Below are 26,119 nucleotides of genomic sequence, written 5' to 3' on the forward strand. Positions count from 1 at the left end.
TCTGTTGGCCGATCTGGTAAGGGTGTGCTCCAATTACCCTCGCCTGATGGATGTCTCGGACGTCTCATGCGCCTCGCGCGTGACGTACCCCCCTGCACGCCAGGCTCGGTGAGAGGTTGCGAAAACCAGTGAGGACAGAAGACCCTCGGGGAAACCCAGGTCAAGGTGACCGTGTGGAGCGGTCCGGGCCATCCATGGCGCGTACGCCGAGGAGCGGAAGCTGGCTCCGGCTCCAGAACTGGCGCGTCCGATCACGTCTCGTGGCCCTCATCATCATCCCGACGATCGTGGGCGTCATCCTCGGCGCCGTCCAGCTCACGAACGCCATCGCCACCTCCTCCGACTACCGCCGCCTCAGCGAGGTGGCGGCGCTGGTGGAGAAGATCGACGTCCTCATCCACGAGGTGGACCGGGAACGCGACCTCACGGCGTGGTACATCGCGGACGGGCGGCGCCAGGCGCGGTTCAAGAGGGTGCGCACCCAGCAGGACATCGTGGACAGGGCCAGGGAACCGGTCCTGACCGCGGTCACCAACCTCGATCCCTCCCACACCGCGCGTGTGCGCTCCGAGGCCGAGCAGATCAAACGCTGGCTCGAAGGCCTCCCCGGCCTCCGTACCCGTATCGCGGAGGCCGGCGTGCCCTCCCGAGCCGCGCTCGGCATGTACTCCTCCCTCATCACCGTTCTCGGATCCATGCAGAGCGAGCTCGGCACCTCGGGCAACGACCAGCGCCTCTTCGGTGACAGCATCGCCCTCGGCGCCCTCAGCCGTGCCAAGGAAGAGGTCTCCCAGCAGCGAGGCCTCATGACCGTCGGCCTCGCCACCCTCAACACCGGCGGCGGCGGGTTCGACTACGACGACTTCGTGAACTTCCCCGGCTCGTGGAGCCGCCAGCAGAGCGAGACGGCGACGTTCCTCGCCGAGGCGACGGCCGCCGACGTGAAGTTCTACAACGACACCGTCAAGGGACAGCAGGTCGACAAGGCCGACTGGATGCGCGCGCTCGCGCTGGCGCAGCTGCGCCAGTACAAGGAGATCCAGGACCTCGACCCGATCCGCCGCGACGACACCACCACCTGGTACGTCTCGACCACGGCCGTCGCCGACCGGATGCGCAAGGTCGAGGAGCGGCTGGTCGGCTCGGTCGTCCAGCAGAGCCAGGCGCTGCAGGAGCAGGCGCAGCGCCAGGCGCTGATCTCCGGCGGCCTGATCCTGGTCCTGCTGCTGCTGGTCCTGATCATCACCGCCGTCGTGGCTAGCTCCCTGACCCGCCCGCTGCGCAGGCTGCGCGCCGAGGCCCTGGAGATCGCCGGCGTACGGCTGCCGGAGACGGTCCAGCGGCTGCGCGAGAGCACCGACAGCTCCCCGACCGCCGAGGTGGTCCCCATCGGCGTCACCTCTCGCGACGAGATGGGAGAAGTCGCCCGGGCCTTCGACGAGGTCCACCGCGAGGCGATCCGCCTGGCGGGCGACGAGGCCCGTCTGCGCAGCAACGTCAACTCGATGTTCGTCAACCTCTCCCGCCGCAGCCAGACGCTCGTCGAACGCCAGCTCAGCCTCATCGACGGCCTGGAGCAGGGCGAGCAGGACGAGAACCGGCTCGGCAACCTGTTCAAGCTCGACCACCTGGCCACCCGCATGCGGCGCAACAGTGAGAACCTCCTGGTCCTCGCCGGCCAGGAGACCGCGCGCCGCTGGAGCCAGCCGGTGCCGATCGTCGACATCGTCCGGGCCTCGCTCTCCGAGGTCGAGAACTACGAGCGCGTCGACGTGCGGGTGCAGTCGGGAATGGCCGTGGTCGGCCAGGCCGTGAACGACGTCGTCCACCTGGTCGCCGAGCTGGTGGAGAACGCCATCTCCTTCTCGCCGCGCGAGACCAAGGTCGTGGTGTCGAGCAACCGCATCGACGGCGGCGGCGTGATGATCTCGGTGAGCGACAGCGGCATCGGCATGACCGCCGACGAGCTGGCCGAGTCCAACTGGCGGCTCGCCAACCCCCCGGTCGTGGACGTCTCGGTGTCCCGCCGCATGGGCCTGTTCGTGGTCGGCCGCCTGGCGCTGCGCCACAGCATCCGCGTGCAGCTCCGCCAGCAGGATGCCGGCGGCCTCACCGCGATGGTGCTGCTGCCGGAGACGCTGCTCTCCGCACCGGGCGCGCCGCAGTTCGCCGGGATGCCGGGGATGCCCATGGACGCCGCGGGGCCGATGACGGGCGCCGGTCACTTCGGAGCACCGACGCCGTCGTCGTTCGACACCGGTGCCTTCACGGCTCCGAGCGGCTTCGAGGCCCCCGCCGCGCGCGGGATGCGCGCTCCGGTCTTCGGGGCGGACGCCCCAGGTGTCGGCGCCACCGCCGGACCGCTGAACCGCGGTCCCTTCGAACGCGGTCCCTTCGAACGCGACCCGTTCGAGCGCCCGCAGCAGGGCACGCGCGACCCGTTCGAGCGCCCGGATCCCGGCCCGCGTGATCCGTTCGAGGGCGCGCCGTCCGGCGAGCGGCGCAACCCGTTCGAGCAGGAGACGCCCGCCGAGCAGGACCCGTTCGACCGGTACTTCAACCCGAACCCGCCCATCGACACCCCGTGGCCCGCCGACACCCCCGCCCCCGGCAGCGGTGAAAGCGCTCCCTCGTGGTCCTCCGACCTGGCCAACCAGGACACCGCCTCATGGCCGGCCGTCCCCTCGGCGGGCGGCGGGCACACCGGCCCCCTGACCGGCGGAGGTTCCTCCGGGCCGATGACCGGCGGCGGTCCCTCCGGGCCCATGACGGGTGGCGGCTACGCGGGGCCACCGTCGGGTGGCGGCTACTCGGGCCCGCTGACCGGCGGCTCCGCGACCGGCCCCCTCGACAGGTCGAGCCGCTCGTTCGGGGCGGTCCCCGACATGGACCACACCGGCCCGCTGCCCGCGGTGCACAGCTCGCCCCTGGACGGCGGGGAGGAGTTCCTGCCGATCTTCGCGGCGGTGGAGTCCGACTGGTTCCGGCGTTCCGACCTGGAACCGGCGCCCCGCCAGGCCGAGGCCCGCCAGCAGGAGGAGACGGTCCACCCGGCGCAGTCGCCCGAGCGGGGCGAGGAAGCCGTCGTCGTGGACCCCGCCGAGTCCAGGACCTGGTCGTCTCCGGGCGACGCGGGCTGGCAGGCGGCCCAGGCGGCGAGCGATCCCTCCCTCGGAGGCATCACCTCGTCCGGGCTGCCGAAGCGGGTCCCCAAGGCCAACCTCGTACCAGGGTCTGCCGACCCGGGTCCGTCGGTCTTCACTCCGCAGCCGTCGCTCTCCCCTGACCGGGTGCGAAGCCGGCTGTCGAGCTACCAGCAGGGCGTAAGGAAAGGCCGGGCCGCTGCCCGCGGCGAGCTGAACGACGACCTTTCCCCCAACAGAAACGTTGAACGCAACAAGGAGGACTCGTGAGGGAGCTGAGCCAGGCCGCCCGTGGAGTCAACTGGCTGATCACCGACTTTGTGAACAACGTCCCAGGCGTGGCGCACACTGTCGTTGTCTCGGCCGACGGACTGCCACTGGCCTTCTCAGAGGGCTTCCCCAAGGACCGGGCCGACCAGCTCGCGGCGGTGGCCGCAGGGCTGATCAGCCTGACGCAGGGCGCTTCCCGGGTTTTCGAGGGTGGAGCGGTCACGCAGACCGTGGTGGAGATGCAGCGGGGGCTGTTGCTGATCATGTCGGTCAGCGACGGTTCGTGCCTGGCCGTGCTGGCCGCCGCCGACTGTGACATGGGCCTGGTGGCGTACCAGATGACGTTGTTGGTCGAGCGTGCCGGTCAGGTTCTGACCCCGGCTGTGCGTGCCGAACTCCAGGCGTCTCAACCCAGGTGAGAGGCCGATGACAGGAGGACGCTGTGGCACGCCGCGGCTGGACAGATGACGGTGATCCGCTGAGCGGCGGATCGTCGTACCCGCCGATCGAGGACGCCCGCCGGTTTTCCGGCGCGGCGGCACCTCTTCCAGCGCCGGAACCGATGGAACAGAGTTCCCTGGTCCGGCCATACGCCATGACCGGGGGACGTACCGCTCCCCGGACTTCGCTCGCCATGGAGGCCCTCGTCTCCTCCTCCACATCGGTACACCAGGATCTTTCAACTCTGACTCCGGAAAAGCAGGCGATCAGCACGCTGTGCCGCCAGGTGCGGTCGGTCGCCGAGATCGCCGCGATGCTGCGCATGCCCCTCGGCGTGGCGCGTGTCGTGATCGCCGACATGGCGGGCGAGGGCCTCGTCCAGGTGCACCACCCGCAGCTGGACACGGGTAAGCCGGACCTCAACTTGCTCGAAAGGGTTCTCAGTGGACTTCGCAGGCTCTAGCCGCGGCGCGGCGCTGACCTCGACGAAGATCGTCGTCGCGGGCGGCTTCGGCGTCGGCAAGACCACCTTCGTGGGCGCCGTGTCCGAGATCGTGCCCCTCACCACCGAGGCGGTCATGACCGACGCCAGCGCCGGCATCGACGACCTGGGTCTGACACCGCACAAGACGACGACCACCGTGGCCATGGACTTCGGCCGCGTGTCGCTGGACCAGGACCTGATCCTCTACCTGTTCGGCACGCCTGGCCAGCACCGGTTCTGGTTCATGTGGGACGACCTGGTCCGCGGTGCCATCGGCGCCGTGGTGCTGGTCGACACCCGCCGGCTGGCCGACTGCTTCCCGGCGATCGACTACTTCGAGGAGGCCGGCCTCCCGTTCGTCGTCGGCATCAACGGCTGGGACGGGCGCTATGCCCACGCCGATGAGGAGGTGCGGGAGGCGCTGACGCTCGCTCCGCACATCCCGCTCGTACGGACCGACGCCCGCTCGCGCGACTCGGTGAAGAGCACGCTCATAGCGCTGGTGGAGCACGCCCTGACGATGCGCGTGGCGGTTCCCGGCTGGGGAGGCCGCTGAGCCTCCGGCCCGGAACCGCCACGAGCGGTTGACCGGCCAGGTCAGATGGGGGTCGCCTCGATGAGGCTGGCGTTCCACGGCAGCGGGATCACGTTGGTCACCCTCATGCCGGCCTTCTCGATCAGCGTCGTGTGCTCCGACCGGCTGCGCTCGCGCCCCTGACCGAACAGGCCCAGCATGCGCATGTCGAGGTCCTTGCCGAAGTGCGCGCTGTCGTCGTCCGGTACGACGATCTCCACGAGCAGCAGCCTGCCGTCTTCGGCCATGGCCGACCTCACGACCTTGAGGATGCGCAGCGCGTCCGCGTCGTCCCAGTTGTGGATGACGCTGCCCATCAGGTAGGCGTCGGCGCCCGCCGGGACGGACGTGAAGAAGTCGCCGGTCACGAAGTCGCACCGGTCGGAGAGGTTCCAGGAGGCGAACGCCTCGCGCGCGTCCGGCAGCACGTGGGGAAGCTCGAACAGCACACCGCGAAGGCCGGGGTTCGCCCGCAGCGCCGCCGCCAGGATGTGCCCGCGCCCGCCGCCGACGTCCATCAGCGTGCCGATGCCGGAGAAGTCGTAGAGCGAGGCGACGCCCTCGGCCATGGGGACCGCCCGGCCGGTCATGAAGTCGTTGAAGACCCGTGCCAGCTCCGGGTCCGTCGCCAGGTAGTCGTACAGGACGCCGTAGCGCTCCACGAACGCCGACCGTCCGGTGCGGACGGTCTCGGTCAGCTCGGTCATCGCGTACGACATGGTCGGATCGGTGTTGGCGATCACCGCGCTGCGCAGCGACCGGGGCGAGTCGGCGGCGAGCATGGCGCCCGACTCGGTGAGCGCATAGGTGTCCTGGCCCACCGTCTCCACCACGCCGATGGCCGCCAGGGTCCTCAGCACGCGGCCAAGGGAGGGGCCGTGCGCCCCGCAACGGGAGGCCAGCTCGGACACCGAGAGCGGCCCCTCGCCCAGGTGCGCGGCGCAGTCGAGGTCGACCATGGTCTTCAGTGCCGCGACGCGCCAGCCGCCGCGAAGGACGTCCCAGATCAGGTTTCCGGGGTCGGTCATTTCCACTCCAGTCAGTGAGAAGTAGCCCCGGAGAGCTCCCCGGGGATGGTCAGGCCTGGTCCTAGGCCTGAAACGGGGACGACTGCTTCTTGTCGCGAACCAGCCGGCCCACCTCGGCGCGCAGGTGCACGAAGGCCGGGAGCTCCCTGGTGGCGATCTGGTCGCGGGGGAACGGCAGGTTCACGGGCAGCTCGCCCGCGACCCGAGCCGGTGAGCGCGTGAGGACCACGACACGGTCTCCGACGTACACGCTCTCGTCGATGTCGTGGGTGATGAGCAGGACCGTCATGCGGTGGTGCTCGCGCACCTTGAGTACCAGGTCCTCAAGGTCCTCACGCGTCTGGGCGTCCACCGAGCCGAAGGGCTCGTCCATGAGCAGCAGGGAAGGCCGGTAGGCGAGGGCGCGGGCGATCGCCACGCGCTGCTGCATCCCGCCGGACAGCTCCCACGGGAACTTCGAGGAGGCGGCGCCCAGGCCGACCTCTTCGAGCGCCTCGGCGGCGGCTGCCCGGCGCGCCGCGCGGTCCTTGCCGCGCCTGCGCAGCGGCAGCGCCACGTTGTCGCCGACCGACATCCAGGGGAACAGCGAGCGGCTGTAGTCCTGGAAGACGACGGCCAGGTCGCCGGGCGTCTCCGCGACCGTGGTGTCCCGGATGCGGATCTGCCCATCGGTGGGCCGGATGAGCCCTGCGATGGAGCGCAGCAGCGTGGACTTCCCGCAGCCGGAAGGGCCCACGACGCACACCAGCTCGCCCTCGGCGACCTTGAGGTCGATTCCTCCGAGGGCCTGGTGGGCGTTCGGTCCCTCGCCATAGGTGTGACTCAGGTTGACGACATCGAGCACGGTGCTTCCTCAGGTTGTCTGCCGGGCTCGCCGGTGCCAGGAAAGGACGCGTCGTTCGACCGCCAGGAAGGACGCGTTCAACAGGAAGCCCAGGACGCCGAGGATCACGATCGCGCCCCACATCCCGGACAGGTCGAAGTTCTGCTGCGTGAACATCAGCTGGTAGCCGATCCCGTTGGTGCTGCCGACGAGCTCGGAGACCACCATCAGGATCACGGCGAGGGAGAGGCTGAGCCGCAGTCCCGCGAAGATCTTGGGCCCCGCGGCCGGCAGGGTGATGCGGAACAGCCGCTGCGCCCGTCCGAGGCCGAACACCTGTGCCGTGTCGGCGTGGACGCGGTCCACGTAGCGGGCTCCGTCGATGGTGTTGATGAGGATGGGCCAGATCACCCCGTAGACGATCGTCGCCACCTGCATCTGCGCGCCCATCTTGAAGATGATGATGAACAGCGGGATCAGGGTGGGCGGGGGGATGGCCCTGCCGAACTCGACGAGCGGGTCGATGTAGCCCGACAGAGTGCGCGAGCGTCCGAGCGCGACCCCGAGCCCGATGCCGATGACCGACGCCAGCGCCCACCCGCCGAACAGGCGCGCGAGGCTGGGCGGGAAGTTGGCGAGCGCCTGGTCGGTGAGGAACAGGTGGGACGCCGGGCCCGAGAACCACAGCTCGTGCATGCGGGCGATGATCTCGGAGGGGGGCGGGAAGTAGGTGGAGTCCGCCTGCCGGGTGCCGAGCTCCCAGGCGGCGATCACGATGGGCACCAGCCACACCCTGGTCAGAACGGCCATGACGCCGCCCCGCCAGGCGGCGGCCGGTCTCGTGGTGGTCGTGGTCACGCGTCACCCCCGGCCTTCGCGGTGTGCCAGCGGAAGGCCTGCCGCTGGACGCGCACGAGCAGCGCGTTGGCGACGAGCCCGAGGAGCCCCGCCCACAGGGTCGCGGCGAGGATGAGGTCCGTACGCAGGCCGGAGCCCGCCCGGATCATGAAGGCGCCGATCCCGTCGGTGCCGCCGGCGACGAGCTCCGCGCTGATCGCGACGACGAGGCCGATGGCGGCGGCCAGTCGCACGCCGGTGAGGACGAACGGCGCCGCGCTCGGCACCGACACCCGCGCCAGCACGGCGAACCGCCCGAAGCCGAAGCTGCGCAACGTCTCCTTCGCCACCGGGTCGACGTCCCGCAGCCCGTACATGGTGTTGATGAGGACGGGCCACGAGGCGGCGAAGACGATCACGGTGATCTTCACGCTGTGGCCGTCCGCGATCAGCAGCGTGACCAAGGGGAGAAGCGCGACCGAGGGGATGGGCCGCAGGAACTCCACGATGGGGCGGGCGGCCAGTTCCGCGCGGGGGAGGGTGCCGAGCAGCACGCCGAGCGGGACGGCGATCAGGATCGCGGTGAGCAGCCCGATCGCCCAGACGGTCAGGGTGCCCCAGAGGTCCGTCAGGAAGTCCGCGTCGGCGACGAGCCCCCCGGCGGCGGCCAGCACCGTGGAGACCGGGGGAAGCAGCACCGGATCGATCAGGCCTGAGCGGCCCGCCAGCTCCGCGGCGATGAGGAGGACCGCGACGCCTGCGGCGCCGCGGACCACTCGGCGGTCGATCATTGAGGCAGCGGGACCAGCAGCGGGGTGACGTCCATCTTCTTGGACAGGTAGCCGTACTCGACCATCAGGTCGGCGACGCGCTGGATGCGGGTCGCGCTGAGCGAGGTCGGGTAGGCGCCCAGGTTGATGACGGACGCGACCTCGGGCTTGATCGGGCTGTAGTTCGGCAGCACCTGCTCGACCGCCTTGCGGTCGGCCGACGCGTCCTGCTGGCCCTTGAGGATGGCCCGCTGGAAGGCCGCCATCGTCTTCGGGTACTTCTTGGTCCAGTCCTCGGTGGCCGTCCAGCCCGCGATCGGGAAGTCGGCCATGGCGCCGGTCATCGTGTCGGCGATCTTGCGGGCGCCCATGTCCTTCTGGACGCCGGTGAGGAACGGCTCGGTGAGCCACGCCGCGTCGATCTGGCCGGCCTTGAGCGCGGCGGGCGCCTGCGGGAAGGCCATCGGCATGAAGGTCACGTCGGCCTTGGGGTCAAGGCCCGCGACGCGCAGTGTGGAGCCCACCGCGAGTTCGCCGATGCTGTTCAGCGCCGCGATGGAGACCTTCTTGCCCTTGAGGTCCTTCACCGACTGGATCGGGGAGTCCTTCGGGACCACGATGTCGAAGACGTCGCTCTTGGCCTGGAAGGTGTCGGAGACGAAGCGGAACTTGTCGTTGGTCTTCTCGGTGGCGGAAAGAATCGAGAAGTAGTTGCCGAGGGCCAGGTCAAGGCCGCCGCTGAGAAGTTTCGGTATGGCGAACTGCGTGCTCTGAAGGATATCGGGCTTGACAGTCAAGCCCTCCTCCTTGAAGTAGCCCTTCTGGTTCGCGATGTAGAGTCCTGCCACGTCGGCGATGGCGAGGACGCCGACCGTGATCGTGGTCTTTTCCAACCCTCCGCCGGACGCGCTCGAACCCGTATTCGAGCTTCCGCACGCGGCGAGAGCCAGAGTGGCCACTGCGCCGATGATGAAGGTACGACCCCTGAGTCTTCTCATTGAGGAGTCCTTTTATGTGTGGGGGAAGAGTGCCTGCTGCTCCTGAGGAGACCGTTGTGGCACGGCGAGCGTGAAGCCTAGCGGAGGAAGATCGGAACTAACACGCATAAGCCGCCTATGTCATGAAACTCGTAAAAAAGTCCAGTTTGACCAGCGGTTAGCGCTATGCGAGGTATAAGCCTTTGGAGCGCTATAACGCCAAATTTGGCGTTATTGCAGGTAGGTTGCCTGATCGGCGTCATCGTGAACTCGCCCTGCACTACCGAGCGTGATTCTTATTGATCGAATAACGGATTGGACCGTTCTAACGACCCATGGCTGTTGGTCGAACTCGTAGGCTTATGCTCCAATTGCCCCTTGACTTGTCATGCGTCACATGAGCAAGTCCCCATACCCCCCAAAGCAGACCAGCTGGCGAGAGGTTGCGACCAGTGAGGACAGCAACAATCGAGAGCGGTCGCGGTACCAATCCGGAAGCAGCCCGACCGCGTTCCGAGACGGATGCTCCATCCAACCCGCGTCACGGGACGGGAAGCCTGCTCGCTCTGCGTAACTGGCGGGTCCGGACTCGTCTTATCGCGCTGGTTCTGGTACCCACCCTGGTGGCGGTCCTGCTCGGCGGCCTGCGAGTGGCGACCTCGGTGCAGAGCGCCACCGAATATGAACGCGTCAGGACCGTGGCCGAGTTCGTCACGAGCCTGGGCGACCTCGGCCACCAGCTCGACATCGAACGCGACCTCTCGGCGAGGTTCGTCGCCGCGGGCCGCCGCGGCAGCCAGACCAAGCTCGCCGACCAGCAGAACGCGGTCGACTCGGCCGTCCAGATCGTCCAGGACCGCAGGAAGGTCGTCGAGCCGGCTCTCGGAGACATCGGCCGCCAGGTGGTCTCCCGCCTGCTCGACCGGCTCTCCGAGATCCGCTCGCTCCGCGCGACGATCACAGACTCGCAGCTCCCGGCGCTCCCCGCGCTCCAGAAGTACTCGCTCGTCCTCGACGACCTGCTCACCGTCTTCGACGAGACCGCCCGCGGAAGCACGGACGAGACCCTGGACGCCAGTGCGTCCTCCCTCGCGTCGCTGTCCCGCGCCGCCGAGCAGGCGTCCAGGCAGCGAGGCCTCGTCGCCATGGCGCTGATCACCCGCCGGTTCGGCCAGGCCGAGCTGGAGGCCTTCAACGCCGCCCGCGCGGAGCAGGCCAGCGAGCTCAAGGTGTTCTTCTCCAGGGCGACGCTCGCCGAGCGGCAGCTGTACGCCGACACCGTCAGCGGCCAGAAGATCGACCGCGCCGCCGGCCTGGTCGAGCGCATCCTGGAGCTCACCCGCCAGAACCAGCAGCTCAGCGGGCTCGGCGGCGGAGGCACGAACGACGTCGACTTCTGGTTCGACGCCGCGAGCGAGGGACTGAACCGCATGCACGACGTGCAGCGGGCCCTGGGCCGTTCCATCGTCGACCGCGCGGCCGAGCTGGCACGCGGCGACCAGAGCCAGGCCGCCATCAACATCGGCGTCGTGGCCGTCCTCCTCATCCTGGTCCTCGCGATCACCGTCGTCATGGCCAGGTCGCTGGTCAGCCCGCTGCGGCGGCTGCGGGGCGAGGCGCTGGAGATCGCTGGGCGGCGCCTGCCCGAGATGGTGCAGAAGCTGCGCGAGTCCGAGGGCAACAGCGGGCCGCCGGAGGTACTGCCCATCGGCGTCGCCTCCGCCGACGAGGTCGGCGAAGTGGCCCGGGCCTTCGACGAGGTCCACCGCGAGGCCATCCGCCTGGCGAGCGACGAGGCCCAGCTCCGCAGCAACGTCAGCGCCATGTTCGTGAACCTCTCCCGCCGCACGCAGACCCTGGTCGAGCGGCAGATCACGCTGATCGACGGCCTGGAGCAGGGCGAGCAGGACGACAGCCGCCTCGGAGACCTGTTCCGGCTCGACCACCTGGCCACCCGCATGCGGCGCAACAGTGAGAACCTCCTGGTCCTCGCCGGCCAGGAGCCCGCGCGCCGGTGGAGCCAGCCCGTGCCACTGCTGGACGTCACAAGGGCCTCGCTGTCTGAGGTGGAGAACTACGAGCGGGTGGCGATGCACGTCCCCACCGGCATCTCCATCGCCGGGCAGGCGGTCAACGACGTCATCCACCTGCTGGCCGAGCTGGTCGAGAACGCCATCTCCTTCTCGCCCCGCGAGACCAGGGTCACCATGTCGGCCAACCGCATCGACGGCGGCGGCGTGATGATCTCCATCACCGACGCCGGCATCGGCATGACCGACGAGGAGCTCGCCCAGACCAACTGGCGGCTCGCCAACCCGCCCGTCGTCGACGTCTCGGTGTCGCGGCGGATGGGCCTGTTCGTGGTCGGCCGGCTCGCGCTGCGCAACGGCATCCGCGTGCAGCTGCGCCGGCACGACACCGGCGGCCTGACCGCGATGGTCCTGCTGCCGGAGGCGCTCATGGGCATGGCCGCGCACCCCGTCGGCGCCGGCGTCTCCCCGGGCGCGCAGTCGTTCACGGGTGCCGGGGCACCCGCGTGGTCCGCCACCGGGCAGCCCGCGGGACAGGGCATGTTCACCGCGTCCACCCCGGCCAACGGCACGTTCGACTTCTCGGGCGGAACCGGCCCGTTCACCGAGCCGCCCGCGTTCGGGGCCGCCAACGGCGCGGGACCCCTCGGTCCCACCACGGGCGGCGGCGCTCTCGGTCCGATGACCGGCGGTGGAGGGTACGGCGGCCCGCCGACCGGCTCCGGCGGCGGTTTCGGCGGCCCTGCCACGGGCGGGCTGTACGGCCCGGGTTCCAGCGGTTTCGGCGGACCTCCCCCCGGAGCCGATGGTTTGGGCGGACCCGGCGGTGCCTCGGGTGGTTTCGGTGGACCCGGCGGTTCCTCGGGTGGTTTCAGCGGCCCGCCGACCGGCCCGAGCGGCGGTTTCGGCGGCCCGGCCACCGGCTCGGGCGGGTACGCGGGCCCGGGTTCCGACGCATTCGGCGGCCCGCCCACGGGCCCGGGCTTCGGCGGCGCGCCGCCGGGGCCGAGCTTGTTCGGGGGACCCGCCACGGGACAGAGCGGGCTCGCCGGTCCTCCCACCGGACCCGGCGGCACAGGCGGGGAGCTGCCCGCCCGCCTGCGCCCGCGCCGGTACGACACCTCCGACCTGGACGCCGTGACCGGCCCGCTTCCCGCCGTGCGCTCCTCTCCCATGGAGCAGCAGGACGACTTCCTGCCGATCTTCGCGTCCGTCGAGTCGGCCTGGTTCCGGCGCGTGGACGGCGACCAGGACCAGGAGAAGGCCTCCACCGGATGGCAGGAGATCCCCGCCGACGCCGGATGGCAGGCGGCGGCGGTCGTCCAGGAGCCGGTGCGCGACGGGACCACCGCCGCGGGCCTGCCCAAGCGGGTGCCCAAGGCGAACCTCGTACCCGGATCGGCCGGTACACCCGAGGCCGCCGCGGCGCCTCTGCCCGCCATGCCGGCGCTGTCGCCCGACCGGGCGCGCAGCCGGCTGTCGAGCTTCCAGCAGGGCATCCGGCAGGGCCGGGCGGTCGCCCGTGGCGAGCTGAGCGAGGACGAGGTGGCGTTCAACGCCGAGCTGCGGCGCATTCAGGGCGACAAGGAGGACAAGTGAGAGAGCTGAGCCAAGGCGCCCGCGGGGTCAACTGGCTGATCACCGACTTCGTCCGGGGTGTGCCGGGGGTGGCGCACACGGTGGTGGTGTCCTCCGACGGGCTGCCGCTGGCGTACTCAGAGGGCTTCCCCAAGGACCGGGCCGACCAGCTCGCGGCGGTGGCCGCGGGCCTGATCAGCCTGACCCAGGGGGCCTCGCGGGTTTTCGAGGGTGGAGCGGTCACCCAGACCGTGGTGGAGATGCAGCGGGGGCTGCTGCTGATCATGTCGATCAGCGACGGTTCGTGCCTGGCCGTGCTGGCCGCCCCGGACTGTGACATGGGCCTGGTGGCGTACCAGATGACGCTGATGGTCGAGCGCGCCGGTCAGGTGTTGACCCCGGCCGTGCGCGCCGAGCTTCAGGCGTCGTCACCGCGGTGACCTCCATGGGTGGTCCGGGCTGGGAGGACGGTTTACGGCGGTACCAGCAGGAGCCGTCGTCGCCTGTCCGGCCCTTCACAGTCACCGGAGGGCGCTCGGCGCCGCGGACGCATCTGGCCATGGAAACGCTGGTTCACTCCACGATTCCGGCTTACCAAGATATTTCCGGCTTGATCCCGGAGTACCAGGCGATCAACTCGCTCTGCCGCCAGGTACGCTCCGTCGCCGAGATCTCCGCGCTCCTGCGGGTGCCGCTCGGCGTGGCCCGGGTGCTCATCTCGGACATGGCCGCCGAAGGCCTGGTCCAGCTGCATCAGCCGCAGCTGGACGCCGGGAAGCCGGATCTCAACTTGCTCGAAAGGGTTCTCAGTGGACTTCGCAGGCTCTAGCCGTGGCGGGTTGACGTCGACGAAGATCGTCGTCGCGGGCGGCTTCGGCGTCGGTAAGACGACCTTCGTGGGCGCCGTGTCCGAGATCGTGCCCCTCACCACCGAGGCGGTCATGACCGACGCGAGCGCCGGCATCGACGACCTGGGCCTCATTCCACGCAAGACCACCACGACGGTGGCGATGGACTTCGGCCGTGTGTCCCTGGACAGCGAGCTGATCCTCTATCTGTTCGGCACGCCCGGGCAGCACCGTTTCTGGTTCATGTGGGACGACCTGGTCCGGGGCGCGATCGGCGCGGTCGTGCTGGTCGACACCAGGCGGCTGGCCGACAGCTTCCCGGCCGTCGACTACTTCGAGGAGGCGAAGCTGCCGTTCGTCATCGGGCTCAACGGCTGGGACGGCAACCATCCGCACCAGGACGAGGAGGTGCGCGACGCCCTCACCCTGGCCCCGAACATCCCGATCGTACGGACCGACGCCCGGCAGCGGGACTCGGTGAAGAGCACCCTCATCGCCCTGGTCGAGCACGCTCTGACGATGCGGGTGTCCGTACCGGGCTGGAGAAACTAGCGGCGCGGGACCTCCTTGCCCATCGCCGGATACGCGTGACCGGCCTGCGGAGCGGATAGGCTGGGAGGTCGAGTCGCAGACGCAAACCCCGGACGACCCGTAGCGCAGAGGCTGGCCAATCACGTGTTCGAGACGCTTTCCGACCGGCTGACATCGGTCTTCTCCTCCCTGAAGTCCAAGGGGAGGCTGTCCGACGCCGACATCGACGCGACCTGTCGCGAGATCCGCATCGCCCTTCTCGAGGCGGACGTCGCGCTGCCGGTCGTCAAGGACTTCGTGTCCCACGTCAAGGAGCGCGCCCGGGGCGCGGAGGTCTCCCAGGCGCTCAACCCCGCCCAGCAGGTCGTCAAGATCGTCAACGACGAGCTGGTGCAGATCCTCGGCGGCGAGACGCGGCGGCTGAGGTTCGCCAAGAACCCGCCGACCGTCATCATGCTCGCCGGCCTCCAGGGCGCGGGCAAGACCACGCTGGCCGGCAAGCTCGCCCGCTGGCTGCGCGAGCAGAACCACGCCCCGCTCATGGTCGCCGCCGACCTGCAGCGGCCCAACGCCGTCCAGCAGCTCCAGGTGGTCGGGCAGCGGGCGCAGGTCCCTGTCTACGCCCCCGAGCCCGGCAACGGCGTCGGCGACCCGGTCGCGGTCGCGCGCGAGTCCATCGAGCACGCCAGGCGCCAGCAGCACGACATCGTCATCATCGACACCGCGGGCCGCCTCGGCATCGACCAGGAGCTGATGAAGCAGGCCGCGGACATCCGCGACGCCGTCAGCCCCGACGAGGTCCTCTTCGTCGTCGACGCGATGATCGGCCAGGACGCCGTCACCACCGCGCAGGCGTTCATGGAGGGCGTCGGCTTCGACGGAGTCGTGCTCACCAAGCTCGACGGCGACGCCCGCGGCGGCGCGGCGCTCTCGGTGCGGCACATCACCGGCCGCCCGATCATGTTCGCCTCGACGGGTGAGAAGCTCGAGGACTTCGACGCCTTCCACCCCGACCGCATGGCCTCGCGCATCCTCGACATGGGTGACATCCTCACCCTGATCGAGCAGGCCCAGCGCACCTTCGACGAGGCCGACGCGGCCAAGATGGCGGGCAAGCTCGCCTCCGGCGACGGCTTCACGCTCGACGACTTCCTCGAGCAGATGATGATGGTCCGCAAGATGGGGCCGCTCAAGAACCTCCTCGGCATGATGCCCGGCATGGGGCAGATGCGCGAGCAGCTCAACCAGGTCGACGAGCGCGACCTCGACCGGGTCGCGGCGATCATCCGCTCGATGACCCCGGCCGAGCGCCAGGAGCCGAAGATCATCAACGGCTCGCGGCGCGCCCGCATCGCGCGCGGCTCCGGCGTCAGCGTCACCGAGGTCAACAACCTGGTCACCCGCTTCTTCGACGCGCAGAAGATGATGAAGCAGGTGGCGGGCGGCATGGGCATCCCGGGCATGCCGGGGGGCCGCAAGGGCAAGGCCGTCCAGAAGAAGGCCAAGAAGGGCCGCCGGGTCAGCGGCGACCCGCGCAAGGCCGCGCTCGGCAAGGCGGGGGCCGCCGACGGCGGCTCGGCCGCGCCGCAGCTGCCTCCGGGGCTCGGCGGTCTCGGTGGCCTCGGCGGGCAGCTTCCGCCCGGCATCGAGCTCCCGCCGGGCTTCGACCCTTCGAAGCTGCGGCTGCCCGGCCAGAAGTAGACCCTGTTCTCCGCCGATCGCGCGCCGATTCGGACAGCGGTCGAATCATCTGGCAGAATGGCATGTTGGAACACCGTGACCGTGGGTGCCCTCTCACCCCCGCGCGTCACGGCTTGTCCCTCGGGCGGTCATCCCGTCGTGCCCCACTCGGCGAGACGCCCGCTCACCCACGCTCGAAAGTCCAGGAGAGACCACACCCGTGGCAGTCAAGATCAAGCTCAAGCGGCTCGGCATGATCCGCAACCCGCAGTACCGCATCGTGGTGGCGGACAGCCGCACCAAGCGTGACGGCCGTGCGATCGAAGAGATCGGCCTCTACCACCCCAAGGAGAACCCGTCGTTCATCCAGGTGAACTCCGAGCGGGCGCAGTACTGGCTGGGTGTCGGCGCGCAGCCGACCGAGCCCGTCCTGAAGCTGTTCAAGCTCACCGGTGACTGGCAGAAGTTCAAGGGCGAGGCCGCCCCGCCGGCTCTGCTCGTCGCCGAGCCCAAGGCCGACCGTCACGCGATCTACGAGGCCGCCGCGAAGGAGTCGCTCGCGAGCGACGCCGGCACCGGCAACGCCACCACGGCGCGCAAGCCCAAGAAGACCGTGAAGGCCGACGAGACCCCCGCGACCCCGGCCGAGCCGGCCGCGGAGGAGAAGCCGGAAGGCGAGGCCTGAGGTGCTTGAGGAAGCCCTCGAGCATCTGGTCAAGGGCATCGTCGAGCATCCCGACGACGTTCTGGTTCGTGCCCGCCGCATCCGCAGTGGGCGCGTCCTCGAGGTCCGGGTCCATCCCGAGGATCTCGGCAAGGTCATCGGCCGCGGTGGCCGTACGGCGAAGGCGCTTCGCACCGTTGTGAACGCCCTCGCCGACGGCAAGTACGTAAGGGTCGACCTGCTCGACCTGAACGAAGCCCGGTAGCGAGACCTCAGAGGCCACGACCCTCTGGACAGGGGACCCCCGGCAGCCGGGCGGTCCCCTGTCGCGGTTCCGGGGCATTGGTACGAACTTTCGAAGGAGTAGCGACGTGCAGCTCGTCGTCGGCCGCATCGGCCGCCCGCACGGCATCCGTGGCGAGGTGACGGTCGAGGTGCGCACCGACGACCCCGAGGCGCGCTTCGCCCCTGGCACCTCCCTGGCGACCGAGCCCGCGGGCACCGGGCCGCTCGTCGTCGAGCGAATGCGCTGGAACAAGAACATCCTGGTGCTGGGCTTCGAGGGCATCGCCGACCGCAACGAGGCGGAAGAGCTGCGCGACACCATTCTGGTGATCGACTCCTCGGAGATCCCGCCGCCCGGCGACCCCGACGAGTTCTACGACCACCAGCTCATCGGCCTGTCGGTGGTGACGACCGGAGGCGAGGCCGTCGGCGAGATCGTCGACGTCCTGCACCACGGCCAGGACCTCCTCGTGATCCAGCGCGATCAGGGTGAGGTGCTGATCCCGTTCGTCAAGGCCCTGGTCCCCGAGGTCGACCTGGACGCGAAGCGGGTCGTCGTGGACGCCCCGCCCGGCCTGCTCGACCCGGAACAGACGGTCTGACCGGTGACGGGCATGCGCGTCGACATCATCTCGATCTTCCCGGAGTACTTCGCCCCGCTCGACGTGTCGCTGATCGGCAAGGCGCGGCAGCGGGGTCTGCTCGACATCCGGGTGCACCAGCTCCGCGACTGGACCCACGACGTCCACCGCACGGTGGACGACACGCCGTACGGCGGCGGCCCCGGCATGGTGATGAAGCCCGAGCCGTGGGGCGAGGCCATCGACGCCGTCGCGAGTTCCGCTGAAGGCCCGCCGAGGCTCGTCGTGCCGACGCCCAGCGGGCGGCCGTTCACCCAGGAAGTCGCCCTGGAGTACGCCAAGGAGCCCTGGCTGCTCTTCGCCCCCGCCCGCTATGAGGGCATCGACGCCCGGGTCATGGCCGAGTACGGCTCGCGCCTGCGTCTCGACGAGGTCAGCATCGGCGACTACGTGCTGGCCGGGGGAGAGGCCGCCGTGCTGGTCATCGTCGAGGCCGTCGGGCGCCTGCTGCCCGGCGTGCTCGGCAACGCCGGCTCGGTCGCCGACGACTCCTTCGCCCCCGGCAGCATGGCCGGGCTGCTGGAGGGCCCCGTCTACACCAAGCCTCCGGTCTGGCGCGGCCACGAGGTGCCGCCGATCCTCCTCTCGGGCAACCACGGGGCGATCGCCCGGTGGCGGCGGGACGAGGCGCTGCGCCGTACGGTCGCCAAGCGGCCCGAACTGGCCGCGAGGCTTGACCCCGGGAGCCTTGACAAGCGTGATCGTGAGGTGCTCGACGACGCTTCGTTTCGCGTCCCGCCGGAAGATATGGCAAACTGAATCGCTGCTGCCAACTGCCCTGCGGTTGGCGTGGCCGCTCCGGGCCGACGGGCCCGGCATCCGAGACGTATTCAGCCCAGTGCTCGTGTCTTCCTCGTAGTCGTGCTTCAGGCATGGCCGGGCGGACCTCCGAGCGCTCGCTTCAAATGAGGAACCGCTGTCATGCACACGCTGATCCAGGAGCTTGAGAAGGCCTCCGTACGTAGCGACGTTCCGAGCTTCCGCCCGGGCGACACGCTCGAGGTCCACGTCCGCGTCGTTGAAGGCAACCGGTCCCGTATCCAGGTCTTCAAGGGATTCGTGCTTCGCCGCCAGGGCGGCGGGGCCCGCGAGACGTTCACCGTCCGCAAGGTGAGCTACGGCGTGGGCGTCGAGCGCACGTTCCCGGTGCACAGCCCGGTCATCGAGAAGATCGAGGTCGTGACCCGCGGTGACGTCCGCCGGGCGAAGCTCTACTACATGCGCGACCTGCGCGGCAAGGCGGCCCGCATCCGCGAGAAGCGCGACGCGCTGCCCACCGGCAAGTAGGCCCGCGCCACAGGTGGCCCGCACCCGCGAGGGATGCGGGCCATTTTGCTGAGCCGGATGATCGCTCCATCCGGCCGGATCGCCGAGTTTCTTTGGATGCCATGCCGAGTCGGCGACCCGCCGGGGAGCATGCATCATTTAGGCTCGACAGCGATGACTAGCGATGGCCAGGGGGCCGGCGGTCCGCGCCGCCCCGTCGAGGACGAGGTAGACGTGGTCGCGGAAGACACCAAGTCGACAGCCAAAGACGGCAAGGGGAAAAAGGGTTCCTTCTGGCGCGAGCTACCTGTTCTGGTGGTGGTCGCGCTGGTCCTGGCGCTCATCATCAAGAGCTTCGTGATCCAGGCCTTCTACATCCCATCCGAGTCCATGGAGAACACCCTGCTGGTCAACGACAGGGTGCTTGTCAACAAGCTCGTGTACCACACCCGTGACATCGAGCGCGGTGACGTCGTCGTGTTCTCGGGCGTCGACTCCTGGGCCAGCGAGATCCAGGTGCCGGAGCCGTCCAACCCCGTGGCGGGCTTCTTCCGCTGGGTCGGCACGGCCTTCGGCGTGGTCCCGGGCGAGAAGGACTACATCAAGCGCGTCATCGGCGTTCCCGGAGACACGGTCAAGTGCTGCGACACCCAGGGCCGCGTGACCGTGAACGGCGTTCCCCTCGAAGAGAAGGCCTATCTCTACCCGGACGATCAGCCGTCGCAGAAGTTCTTCGAGATCAAGGTGGAGAAGGGCCGTCTGTGGGTGATGGGCGACCACCGCTCGGTCTCCTACGACTCCCGTTCCCACCAGGGCGATCCCGGCGGCGGGGCGATCCCCGCGGACAAGGTGGTCGGGCGGGCCTTCGTCATCGTGTGGCCGTTCTCCCGCGCGACGACGCTGCCGATCCCCGACACCTTCAACCAGGCCGCGCTGAAGACCGCCGCCATGGTCGGCGGCGCCTCGCCGCTGCTGCTGGGCTTCGCCGGAGCGTTCCCCCTCATACGGCTGCGCCGGCGCGTGCTCGACAGGGCCGGCGGTCGTTCCTACTGACCTTCGCCTCCGGGCCGGCGCTGTCAGGGAAGGGCCCTTCCCGGCCCCCTGACGGCCGCCCAGCCGTCGCGCGGCGTCGTGGTCATCCCCCCCACCAGAACGAAGGAGAAGGGGCTTCCTCCCCCCAGTGGTGTGCCCCGCGGTTCTATGAGCGTCATCGAGGAGAAGCCGGAGCCCGAGGACGTGCAGGGCACGTCCGCCCCGGAGGACGAGTCCAAGGGTGCCAAGAAGTCCGGCTGGCGGGAGTCGGTCCTGCTGGTGCTCGGCGGGGTGGCCGTCGCGGTCCTGGTGCGCCTGTTCGTTCTGGACTCCTTCTGGATCCCGTCGGAGTCCATGGAGGACACCCTGCTGATCAACGACAGGGTGATCGTCAACCGGCTGTCCGGTGACCTCGGGCGTGGCGAGGTGGTCGTCTTCAAGGGCTGGGACGGCACCACCACGATCAAACGAGTCATCGGCATCGGCGGTGACCACGTGAAGTGCTGTGACGCCAAGGGGCGCATCACGGTCAACGGGGTGCCGCTCGACGAGGAGTCCTATCTCAACCCGCAGGACTTCCCCTCGCAGAAGAAGTTCGACATCACCGTTCCCAAGGGCCGGCTGTGGCTGATGGGAGACCATCGCGCGGCCTCGGAGGACTCCCGCGCCTTCATGGACGACGGGTTCCACGGCACGATCTCCACCGGCGACGTGATCGGCAGAGCCTTCGCGCTCTACTGGCCGCTGTCGCGGATGAGCACATTGCCGGTTCCCGAGACGTTCTCAAAGGTGCGATAGCGTACCCCTCCGGCCGATTGGGGCGTAGGCTTGGGCGCATGGTCGCGCTCGTATCGCCGTTGATCGGCCAGGGGGCTCGACTCTCGCGCAGGTCCGTTCCCTCGCGGCGGGGCGCCGAGCCGCCTGTCTTATGACTGTTCTTTTTCGCCCGCGCCCCAGCGTCGTACGGCGGGACTCAGGGCTCTACGGGTACGAGCGCGCGCTCGCACGACGTGGCCTGTCCCCGGTCGCCGGGGTCGACGAGGCGGGCCGCGGAGCATGCGCCGGTCCGCTGGTGGTGGCCGCGGTCGTGCTCGGATCCGAGATCGACGGGCTGGCGGACTCCAAGCTGCTCACTCCCGCCCGGCGCGAGGTGCTCCACGACCGCATCCTCGCGACCGCGCGGGCGGTGCAGGTCGTGGTGATCCCGCCCGAGGAGATCGACGCGCGCGGCCTGCACAAGTGCAACATCGCCGGGATGCGGCGGGCCGTCGCCGGTCTCGGCTGCGATCTCGGGTACGTTCTGATCGACGGGTTCCCGGTGCCCGGCCTGCCCGCGCCGTCTCTGGCCGTGTGGAAGGGTGACCAGGTCTCGGCGTGCGTGGCGGCGGCGTCCATCGTCGCCAAGGTGACCAGGGACCGCATGATGATCTCGCTGGACGACCTGTATCCCCAGTACGGCTTCGCCGAGCACAAGGGGTACGTCACGCTCGGGCACCGGCGAGCACTCGCCGCTCACGGCCCCAGTCCGCATCATCGGTTCTCCTTTGTAACAGTGAACTCGGTGGTGCGGTCAGGACCTGGCACGGAGATAGGCGAGAATGGGGTGGGGGCCGGTGTCGCCTGATTGGTCGCGCCGGGGGAGGAAGGGAAGTGGAGGACCGGGATGAGCGCAGAGGATCTCGAGAAATACGAGACCGAGATGGAGTTGCAGCTCTACCGGGAGTACCGCGATGTGGTCGGCTTGTTCACCTATGTCGTTGAGACCGAGCGGCGCTTCTACCTGACCAACTCCGTCGATCTCGACGTGCGCACCGCCGAGAACGGCGATGTCTTCTTCGACGTAAAGATGCAGGATGCCTGGGTGTGGGACATGTACCGTCCTGCGAGGTTCGTCAAGAACGTCCGTGTCGTCACGTTCAAGGACGTCAACGTCGAAGAACTGGCCAAGCCCGACCTGGAGATGCCCAAGGAGGGCTTCTCCAGCTGATCTCAGGTGATGAGCCACTGGGTCGACTCCGTAGGGCCATGGTGAAGTGCTGGTTCGCGCCCGGGGTCGGTCCACAGGCTATGGCGCGAAGGTCCCACGCGCGGGCGACCAGCTCGCGGCGTTCTCGACCGGTCTTCGAAGTCCGGGTCGCCGCTGGGTCGCTAGCGGCTCACCGTCGGGTCGCGAGGCCTTTTCCACAGGGTCGGCCGACGCGTCCGGCCCGCTTTCTTCGGGCAGCGGAGCCGGTGATCTTGGAAACCCCCTTTCACCTGGCTGGATGCGCCTGAGCTCTGGGGCCGTCCACAGGGGCCCGACCCTTGGGCGGTCGTCCACAGGCCGTTCGGCCGGGCCTTCTTGTCCACAGAGCCCGGTTCTGTAGCCGGGCGACCGCGTGGCGTGCGCGAACGTCGGGACCGGAGGTGGTCCCATGGCCGCGACGCACGAGCTTGGAAGGCACGGCGAGCAGCTCGCCGTCGATTACCTGCGGGCAGCAGGTCTGCAGATCCTGGAGCGCAACTGGTGTTGCCCCGAGGGTGAGATCGACATTCTGGCCCGTGACGGGCCCGTTCTCGCGGTCGTGGAGGTCAAGACCCGCTCGGGCCGCAGTCACGGCACCGCGTTCGAGGCCGTGACACCGGCGAAGCTCGCGCGGCTCCGCACGCTGGCGGCCAGGTGGCTTAGCGGCCAGCCCGAGTGGTTCGCCTCGGTCCGCATCGACGTGATCGCACTGGAGCGGTTCGCCGGAGAGTTCTCCATCCGGCACGACCGGGGAGTGTCCTAGATGGCCGTCGCCCGCACGCGCTGCGTGGCGCTGGTCGGGGTGAGCGGCCACGTGGTCGAGGTGGAAGCCGACGTGGGCCACGGCATCGCGGGGGTCACCCTGATCGGCATGCTCGACACCGCCCTGAGCGAGGCCCGTGACCGCGTCCGCTCAGCAGTGATCAACAGCAGGTACGCCTGGCCGGACGCACGGGTCACCATCAGCCTCTTCCCCGCCAGCCTGCCCAAACGCGGGAGCCTGTTCGATCTCGCGATCGCGATCGCGTTGCTCGGGGCGGCGGGCCTGGTCCCGAGGCAGCGCGTCTCCCTCCCGTTTTTCCTCGGGGAGCTGGGGCTCGACGGCACCGTCAAACCCGTGCGCGGTGTCCTGCCCGCGGTGGTGGCGGCGGCCGAGGCGGGGGCCGACTGCGTGGTGGTCCCTGTGGCGAACGCCGCGGAGGCCGGGCTCGTGCCGGGTGTGACCGTGGTGCCGGTGCTCACCCTCGCCGAGCTGGTCGAGTGGCTGCGCAGTGGCGATCCGGCCCACATGCCCACGCTGCCCGACACCGCCGACCTCTCGCCGCCGGCCGATCCGCACATGGGCCCTTCACCCGACCTGTCGGACGTCGCCGGGCAGGCCATGGCTCGCCGTGCCCTCGAAGTGTGCGCCGCGGGCGGTCACAACCTCTGGATGATGGGGCAGCCCGGCACCGGCAAGACCATGCTCGCCGAGCGGCTGCCCACCCTGCTCCCGGCGCTCGGCCGCGACCAGGCGCTGGAGGTCACCGCCATCCATTCGGTCGCGGGAGTCCTGCCGCCGGGGCGCCCGCTGCTGAGGCACCCGCCGTTCATGGCGCCACATCACACGGCGACGATCGCCGCCATCGTGGGCGGGGGCAGCGGCGTGATCCGGCCAGGAGCCGTCTCCCTCGCCCACAGAGGGGTCCTGTTCCTCGACGAGGCGCCCGAATTCCCGTCCCGCGTTCTCGACTCGCTCCGCCAGCCGCTGGAGTCCGGACAGGTCACCGTGGCGCGGGCCGCGGGCACGGTGTCGTTTCCCGCCCGATTCATGCTGGTCCTGGCCGCGAACCCCTGCCCGTGCGCCCAGCCGTCCACGCCAGAGAGCCCTTGCCAGTGCACGCCCCACCAGCGCAGACGTTACCTCGCCCGCCTCTCGGGGCCGCTGATCGATCGCATCGACGTCAAGGTGCGGCTCGCACGCTCGACCCGGCGCGAGCTGCTGTCCGACCGCCAGTTCATCGAGCCCAGCGCGGTCGTGGCCGAGCGTGTCTCGATGGCCCGTGAGCGCACGCTCAAGCGGTTGGCGGGCACGCCGTGGAGGTGCAACGCCGAGATCCCCACTGCGGTCCTGCACGGCGAATACCGGCTGTCCCCGTCCGCGATGTCGCCCCTCTACCGGTGTCTGGACACCGGAGAGCTGAGTGCCCGCGGCCTCGACCGTGTCATACGAGTTTCCTGGACCCTCGCCGACCTCCTCGGCAAGGTCAAACCCGACGTGGCCGAGACCAGCACCGCCCTGAGCCTGTGGCTGGGCGCCGAATGAACACCACCTCCCCAAACCCACACGAAGATTCCAGCTCTCACCAAACCCCCCTCGCTAACGGAACCCCCGGCACCACCCCGAACCCCATGCCCAGCACCGACCGTGAACCCACCGCCGTCCGCGATCACGCCCCCAACCTCCACGCCGGCACCGGCCTCCGTCCCGGCACTCCTGGCGAGGCCACCGAGAGGGGCGGCACCCCTGGGGAGGCCGGGAGGGGCGGCGGCCTCCGGTGGGATGCCGGGCGGCTGGCCAGGGTGACCCTCATGCGGGTGGCGGACGCGGGAGACGGCGTGATGGGCAGGCTCGTCGCCGCCTACGGTCCCGAGGGAGCCCTTGGGCAGGTGCGGTCGGGGCGGCTCGATCCCGGGTTCGTCGAGGACTTGACGGCCAGGAAGGGGCGGCCACCCGACATCGATCGCATCCTGGGAGCGTGGCGGGCACGCCTTCCGGCGGCCGATCCGATCGCGGACCTCACCGAGGGTGAACACCTGGGTGCCCGCCTGATCGTTCCAGGTGATCTGGAGTGGCCCACTCAGCTCGACGATCTCGGAGCTGAACGGCCGTTGGGCCTCTGGCTCCACGGAAACGCCGATCTCCGCTTCTCCTGCCTTCGCTCCGTGGCCGTGGTGGGGTCCAGGGCGGCCACGCCCTATGGCACCCACGTCGCCGCGGAGCTGGGTGCCGGCCTGAGCGAGGCGGGCTGGACGGTCATCTCGGGTGGCGCCTACGGAGTGGACGCGGCGGCGCACCGAGGCGCTCTGGCAGGTGCCGCGCGGACCGTCGCGGTGCTGGCCTGTGGCACCGACATCGCGTACCCCGCCGCCAACCAAGATCTGTTCAGTGCGATCCGGGGGAGAGGCGTGGTCGTCAGCGAGTGCCCTCTGGGTGTCCGGCCCACGCGGCTGCGCTTTCTCGTGCGCAACCGGATCATCGCAGCGCTGTCCCGAGGCACTGTGGTCGTCGAGGCGGCCCTGCGCAGCGGAGCACTCAACACCGCCGGCCATGCCATCAGCCTGAGACGCCACCTCGCGGCCGTGCCCGGCCCGGTGACCTCGGAGAACTCCGCCGGGTGCCACCGGCTGATCCGAAGGGCGGAGGCCGTGTGCGTGACATCGGCTCGCGAGCTCATCGAGCTGGTCGGAGCGATCGGCGAAGATCTCGCTCCGGAGCCGAGGGGGCCCGTGCTGCCACGGGACGCGCTTGACGACGAGACCCGCAGCGTCCTGGAGGCGGTGCCCGCGCGGCTCGGCACCGGACCCGCGACGATCGCCGTCACGGCCGGCGTCGACCTCCTGACGGTGCTGCGCTGCCTCGGAGCCCTCGCCGCCGCCGGATACGTAGAACGCGTAGACCGAGGCTGGCGCCTCCGCCGAGGCAAGTAGCACTTAGCGGGGCCATCGGGGGAGGAGGCGTACCTGGCCGAGGCCGATCAGGAGGAGGGCGTCGAGGTAGCGGCCCTCGTCGATCAGGCCCCAGTGCAGGCAGGATGCGGGGCAGTGGCCGGCACTCGTCTCGACGTGGCCGATCACATCCCCGAGCTCGACCGTCTGCCCGCGCCGGACCGACGCGTTAACGGGCAGGTACGTGGTGCGGAGTCCTCCGGGGTGGACGATCATCACCACACCTCGTCCGGCGAGCGGTCCGGCGTACCCCACGACGCCCGCACCGGCCGCCCTGACCGCCTGACCCGGCCGGGCCGCGAGGTCCACTCCCCGATGACCCCGGAGCCACACCTGCGCGGGTGGAGCGAAGCGGCGCATGATCTCCGGAGCCCCATCAAGCGGCAGCCGCCACCGAGGCCGTGTTGGACCAGGCAGGCCGGAGCCCTTGAGACCGTTGTCCGGGGTGCCAGGCATGCCCGGGCCAGTCGACCTTGACGGGCTGGCCGGAAAACCGGAGTCGGT

General features: G+C 69.8%; 27 protein-coding genes. 21 read left to right on the plus strand and 6 right to left on the minus strand.

The features are described 5' to 3' along the window. Positions 1 to 260: 260 nt before the first annotated feature. The 4 genes from ACOZ38_RS09240 (at position 261) to ACOZ38_RS09255 (ending at position 4,894) form a co-directional block, all read left to right on the plus strand. The gene (locus ACOZ38_RS09240) at positions 261 to 3,413 is read left to right on the plus strand and encodes a nitrate- and nitrite sensing domain-containing protein (RefSeq protein ID WP_424529675.1); all 3,153 of its coding nucleotides are present in this window, start codon (positions 261 to 263) and stop codon (positions 3,411 to 3,413) included. A gap of 5 nt (positions 3,414 to 3,418) precedes the next feature. Next, positions 3,419 to 3,832 (plus strand): roadblock/LC7 domain-containing protein, encoded by a 414-nt coding sequence (locus tag ACOZ38_RS09245; protein ID WP_214413570.1) that lies wholly within the window; start codon positions 3,419 to 3,421, stop codon positions 3,830 to 3,832. Between the two features lie 143 nt (positions 3,833 to 3,975). Further along, complete coding sequence (locus tag ACOZ38_RS09250; RefSeq protein ID WP_405145399.1) at positions 3,976 to 4,317, plus strand: DUF742 domain-containing protein; 342 nt, start codon at positions 3,976 to 3,978, stop codon at positions 4,315 to 4,317. Continuing rightward, the gene (locus tag ACOZ38_RS09255; protein WP_405145400.1) at positions 4,298 to 4,894 is read left to right on the plus strand and encodes a GTP-binding protein; all 597 of its coding nucleotides are present in this window, start codon (positions 4,298 to 4,300) and stop codon (positions 4,892 to 4,894) included. The genes ACOZ38_RS09250 and ACOZ38_RS09255 overlap by 20 nt, the downstream gene beginning before the upstream one ends. Positions 4,895 to 4,935: 41 nt before the next feature. On the opposite strand, the gene ACOZ38_RS09260 is transcribed toward ACOZ38_RS09255, so the two are convergent. The 5 genes from ACOZ38_RS09260 to ACOZ38_RS09280 all read right to left on the minus strand — a co-directional run bounded on the left by ACOZ38_RS09260 (position 4,936) and on the right by ACOZ38_RS09280 (position 9,329). Further along, positions 4,936 to 5,940, minus strand: a complete 1,005-nt coding sequence (locus ACOZ38_RS09260; RefSeq protein WP_424529678.1) for a methyltransferase — start codon at positions 5,938 to 5,940, stop codon at positions 4,936 to 4,938. A 61-nt stretch (positions 5,941 to 6,001) separates the two neighbouring features. Further along, positions 6,002 to 6,784 carry an ABC transporter ATP-binding protein gene (locus ACOZ38_RS09265; protein WP_424529679.1) on the minus strand — a complete coding sequence of 261 codons (783 nt, stop codon included), beginning with the start codon at positions 6,782 to 6,784 and terminating at the stop codon, positions 6,002 to 6,004. 9 nt (positions 6,785 to 6,793) lie between these two features. Continuing rightward, the gene (locus tag ACOZ38_RS09270) at positions 6,794 to 7,621 is read right to left on the minus strand and encodes an ABC transporter permease (RefSeq protein WP_424529681.1); all 828 of its coding nucleotides are present in this window, start codon (positions 7,619 to 7,621) and stop codon (positions 6,794 to 6,796) included. Then, positions 7,618 to 8,391: an ABC transporter permease gene (locus tag ACOZ38_RS09275; RefSeq protein WP_405145405.1), complete on the minus strand. Its 774-nt coding sequence runs from the start codon at positions 8,389 to 8,391 to the stop codon at positions 7,618 to 7,620. Before ACOZ38_RS09275 ends, ACOZ38_RS09270 begins: the two co-directional genes overlap by 4 nt. Next, positions 8,388 to 9,329, minus strand: a complete 942-nt coding sequence (locus ACOZ38_RS09280) for an ABC transporter substrate-binding protein (RefSeq protein ID WP_424529683.1) — start codon at positions 9,327 to 9,329, stop codon at positions 8,388 to 8,390. The genes ACOZ38_RS09275 and ACOZ38_RS09280 overlap by 4 nt, the downstream gene beginning before the upstream one ends. 641 nt (positions 9,330 to 9,970) lie before the next feature. Between ACOZ38_RS09280 and ACOZ38_RS09285 the strand changes: the two genes are divergently transcribed. The 17 genes from ACOZ38_RS09285 (at position 9,971) to dprA (ending at position 25,597) form a co-directional block, all read left to right on the plus strand. Continuing rightward, entirely contained in the window at positions 9,971 to 12,976 is a 3,006-nt protein-coding gene (locus ACOZ38_RS09285; RefSeq protein ID WP_424529684.1) for a nitrate- and nitrite sensing domain-containing protein, read from the plus strand. Between the two features lie 5 nt (positions 12,977 to 12,981). Further along, positions 12,982 to 13,395 (plus strand): roadblock/LC7 domain-containing protein, encoded by a 414-nt coding sequence (locus ACOZ38_RS09290; RefSeq protein ID WP_358547557.1) that lies wholly within the window; start codon positions 12,982 to 12,984, stop codon positions 13,393 to 13,395. Positions 13,396 to 13,400: 5 nt separating this feature from the next. After that, positions 13,401 to 13,784: a DUF742 domain-containing protein gene (locus ACOZ38_RS09295; RefSeq protein ID WP_344949353.1), complete on the plus strand. Its 384-nt coding sequence runs from the start codon at positions 13,401 to 13,403 to the stop codon at positions 13,782 to 13,784. Between the two features lie 10 nt (positions 13,785 to 13,794). After that, positions 13,795 to 14,355: a GTP-binding protein gene (locus ACOZ38_RS09300; RefSeq protein ID WP_424529686.1), complete on the plus strand. Its 561-nt coding sequence runs from the start codon at positions 13,795 to 13,797 to the stop codon at positions 14,353 to 14,355. Positions 14,356 to 14,478: 123 nt separating this feature from the next. Then, positions 14,479 to 16,035 carry a signal recognition particle protein gene (gene ffh / locus ACOZ38_RS09305; RefSeq protein ID WP_405145413.1) on the plus strand — a complete coding sequence of 519 codons (1,557 nt, stop codon included), beginning with the start codon at positions 14,479 to 14,481 and terminating at the stop codon, positions 16,033 to 16,035. A gap of 199 nt (positions 16,036 to 16,234) precedes the next feature. After that, positions 16,235 to 16,699, plus strand: a complete 465-nt coding sequence (gene rpsP / locus ACOZ38_RS09310) for a 30S ribosomal protein S16 (RefSeq protein WP_405145415.1) — start codon at positions 16,235 to 16,237, stop codon at positions 16,697 to 16,699. A 1-nt stretch (position 16,700) separates the two neighbouring features. Further along, entirely contained in the window at positions 16,701 to 16,943 is a 243-nt protein-coding gene (locus tag ACOZ38_RS09315) for an RNA-binding protein (protein WP_358547504.1), read from the plus strand. Between the two features lie 106 nt (positions 16,944 to 17,049). After that, complete coding sequence (gene rimM / locus ACOZ38_RS09320) at positions 17,050 to 17,565, plus strand: ribosome maturation factor RimM (RefSeq protein WP_424529688.1); 516 nt, start codon at positions 17,050 to 17,052, stop codon at positions 17,563 to 17,565. Positions 17,566 to 17,577: 12 nt separating this feature from the next. Then, entirely contained in the window at positions 17,578 to 18,363 is a 786-nt protein-coding gene (trmD, locus tag ACOZ38_RS09325) for a tRNA (guanosine(37)-N1)-methyltransferase TrmD (RefSeq protein ID WP_424536975.1), read from the plus strand. 162 nt (positions 18,364 to 18,525) lie between these two features. After that, positions 18,526 to 18,891 carry a 50S ribosomal protein L19 gene (gene rplS / locus ACOZ38_RS09330; protein WP_344949337.1) on the plus strand — a complete coding sequence of 122 codons (366 nt, stop codon included), beginning with the start codon at positions 18,526 to 18,528 and terminating at the stop codon, positions 18,889 to 18,891. A 153-nt stretch (positions 18,892 to 19,044) separates the two neighbouring features. Further along, positions 19,045 to 19,923: a signal peptidase I gene (gene lepB, locus ACOZ38_RS09335; protein WP_405145419.1), complete on the plus strand. Its 879-nt coding sequence runs from the start codon at positions 19,045 to 19,047 to the stop codon at positions 19,921 to 19,923. A 147-nt stretch (positions 19,924 to 20,070) separates the two neighbouring features. Continuing rightward, positions 20,071 to 20,700, plus strand: coding sequence for a signal peptidase I (gene lepB / locus ACOZ38_RS09340; RefSeq protein WP_424529690.1), 630 nt, complete (start codon positions 20,071 to 20,073; stop codon positions 20,698 to 20,700). A gap of 130 nt (positions 20,701 to 20,830) precedes the next feature. Continuing rightward, on the plus strand, positions 20,831 to 21,526 hold the full coding sequence (locus tag ACOZ38_RS09345) for a ribonuclease HII (protein WP_424529692.1): 696 nt from the start codon (positions 20,831 to 20,833) through the stop codon (positions 21,524 to 21,526). Between the two features lie 39 nt (positions 21,527 to 21,565). Beyond that, positions 21,566 to 21,889 (plus strand): DUF2469 domain-containing protein, encoded by a 324-nt coding sequence (locus ACOZ38_RS09350; RefSeq protein ID WP_030511723.1) that lies wholly within the window; start codon positions 21,566 to 21,568, stop codon positions 21,887 to 21,889. A gap of 427 nt (positions 21,890 to 22,316) precedes the next feature. Next, a complete protein-coding gene (locus ACOZ38_RS09355) occupies positions 22,317 to 22,670 on the plus strand; it encodes a YraN family protein (RefSeq protein WP_424529695.1) in 354 nt (117 codons plus the stop codon). Then, positions 22,671 to 24,212 (plus strand): YifB family Mg chelatase-like AAA ATPase, encoded by a 1,542-nt coding sequence (locus ACOZ38_RS09360; RefSeq protein WP_424529696.1) that lies wholly within the window; start codon positions 22,671 to 22,673, stop codon positions 24,210 to 24,212. It begins immediately after the preceding gene. Positions 24,213 to 24,298: 86 nt separating this feature from the next. Further along, entirely contained in the window at positions 24,299 to 25,597 is a 1,299-nt protein-coding gene (dprA, locus tag ACOZ38_RS09365) for a DNA-processing protein DprA (protein WP_424529698.1), read from the plus strand. Positions 25,598 to 25,600: 3 nt separating this feature from the next. Here dprA and ACOZ38_RS09370 read toward each other — a convergent pair whose 3' ends face one another. Then, a complete protein-coding gene (locus ACOZ38_RS09370) occupies positions 25,601 to 25,975 on the minus strand; it encodes a M23 family metallopeptidase (RefSeq protein ID WP_424529699.1) in 375 nt (124 codons plus the stop codon). Positions 25,976 to 26,119 lie beyond the last annotated feature (144 nt).

Origin of the sequence: Sphaerisporangium viridialbum (genome assembly GCF_049674955.1) — a bacterium.
GTDB lineage: Bacteria > Actinomycetota > Actinomycetes > Streptosporangiales > Streptosporangiaceae > Sphaerisporangium > Sphaerisporangium viridialbum.

Coding starts and splice junctions, on each gene's coding strand:
- ACOZ38_RS09360 (WP_424529696.1), top strand. CDS start 22,671: ATGGCCGTCGCCCGCACGCGCTGCGTGGCGCTGGTCGGGGTGAGCGGC.
- ACOZ38_RS09260 (WP_424529678.1), bottom strand. CDS start 5,940: ATGACCGACCCCGGAAACCTGATCTGGGACGTCCTTCGCGGCGGCTGG.
- ACOZ38_RS09345 (WP_424529692.1), top strand. CDS start 20,831: ATGACTGTTCTTTTTCGCCCGCGCCCCAGCGTCGTACGGCGGGACTCA.
- trmD (WP_424536975.1), top strand. CDS start 17,578: ATGCGCGTCGACATCATCTCGATCTTCCCGGAGTACTTCGCCCCGCTC.
- ACOZ38_RS09355 (WP_424529695.1), top strand. CDS start 22,317: ATGGCCGCGACGCACGAGCTTGGAAGGCACGGCGAGCAGCTCGCCGTC.
- ACOZ38_RS09295 (WP_344949353.1), top strand. CDS start 13,401: ATGGGTGGTCCGGGCTGGGAGGACGGTTTACGGCGGTACCAGCAGGAG.
- rplS (WP_344949337.1), top strand. CDS start 18,526: ATGCACACGCTGATCCAGGAGCTTGAGAAGGCCTCCGTACGTAGCGAC.
- ACOZ38_RS09250 (WP_405145399.1), top strand. CDS start 3,976: ATGGAACAGAGTTCCCTGGTCCGGCCATACGCCATGACCGGGGGACGT.
- dprA (WP_424529698.1), top strand. CDS start 24,299: ATGCCCAGCACCGACCGTGAACCCACCGCCGTCCGCGATCACGCCCCC.
- ACOZ38_RS09275 (WP_405145405.1), bottom strand. CDS start 8,391: ATGATCGACCGCCGAGTGGTCCGCGGCGCCGCAGGCGTCGCGGTCCTC.
- ACOZ38_RS09370 (WP_424529699.1), bottom strand. CDS start 25,975: ATGCGCCGCTTCGCTCCACCCGCGCAGGTGTGGCTCCGGGGTCATCGG.
- lepB (WP_405145419.1), top strand. CDS start 19,045: ATGACTAGCGATGGCCAGGGGGCCGGCGGTCCGCGCCGCCCCGTCGAG.
- ACOZ38_RS09350 (WP_030511723.1), top strand. CDS start 21,566: ATGAGCGCAGAGGATCTCGAGAAATACGAGACCGAGATGGAGTTGCAG.
- lepB (WP_424529690.1), top strand. CDS start 20,071: ATGAGCGTCATCGAGGAGAAGCCGGAGCCCGAGGACGTGCAGGGCACG.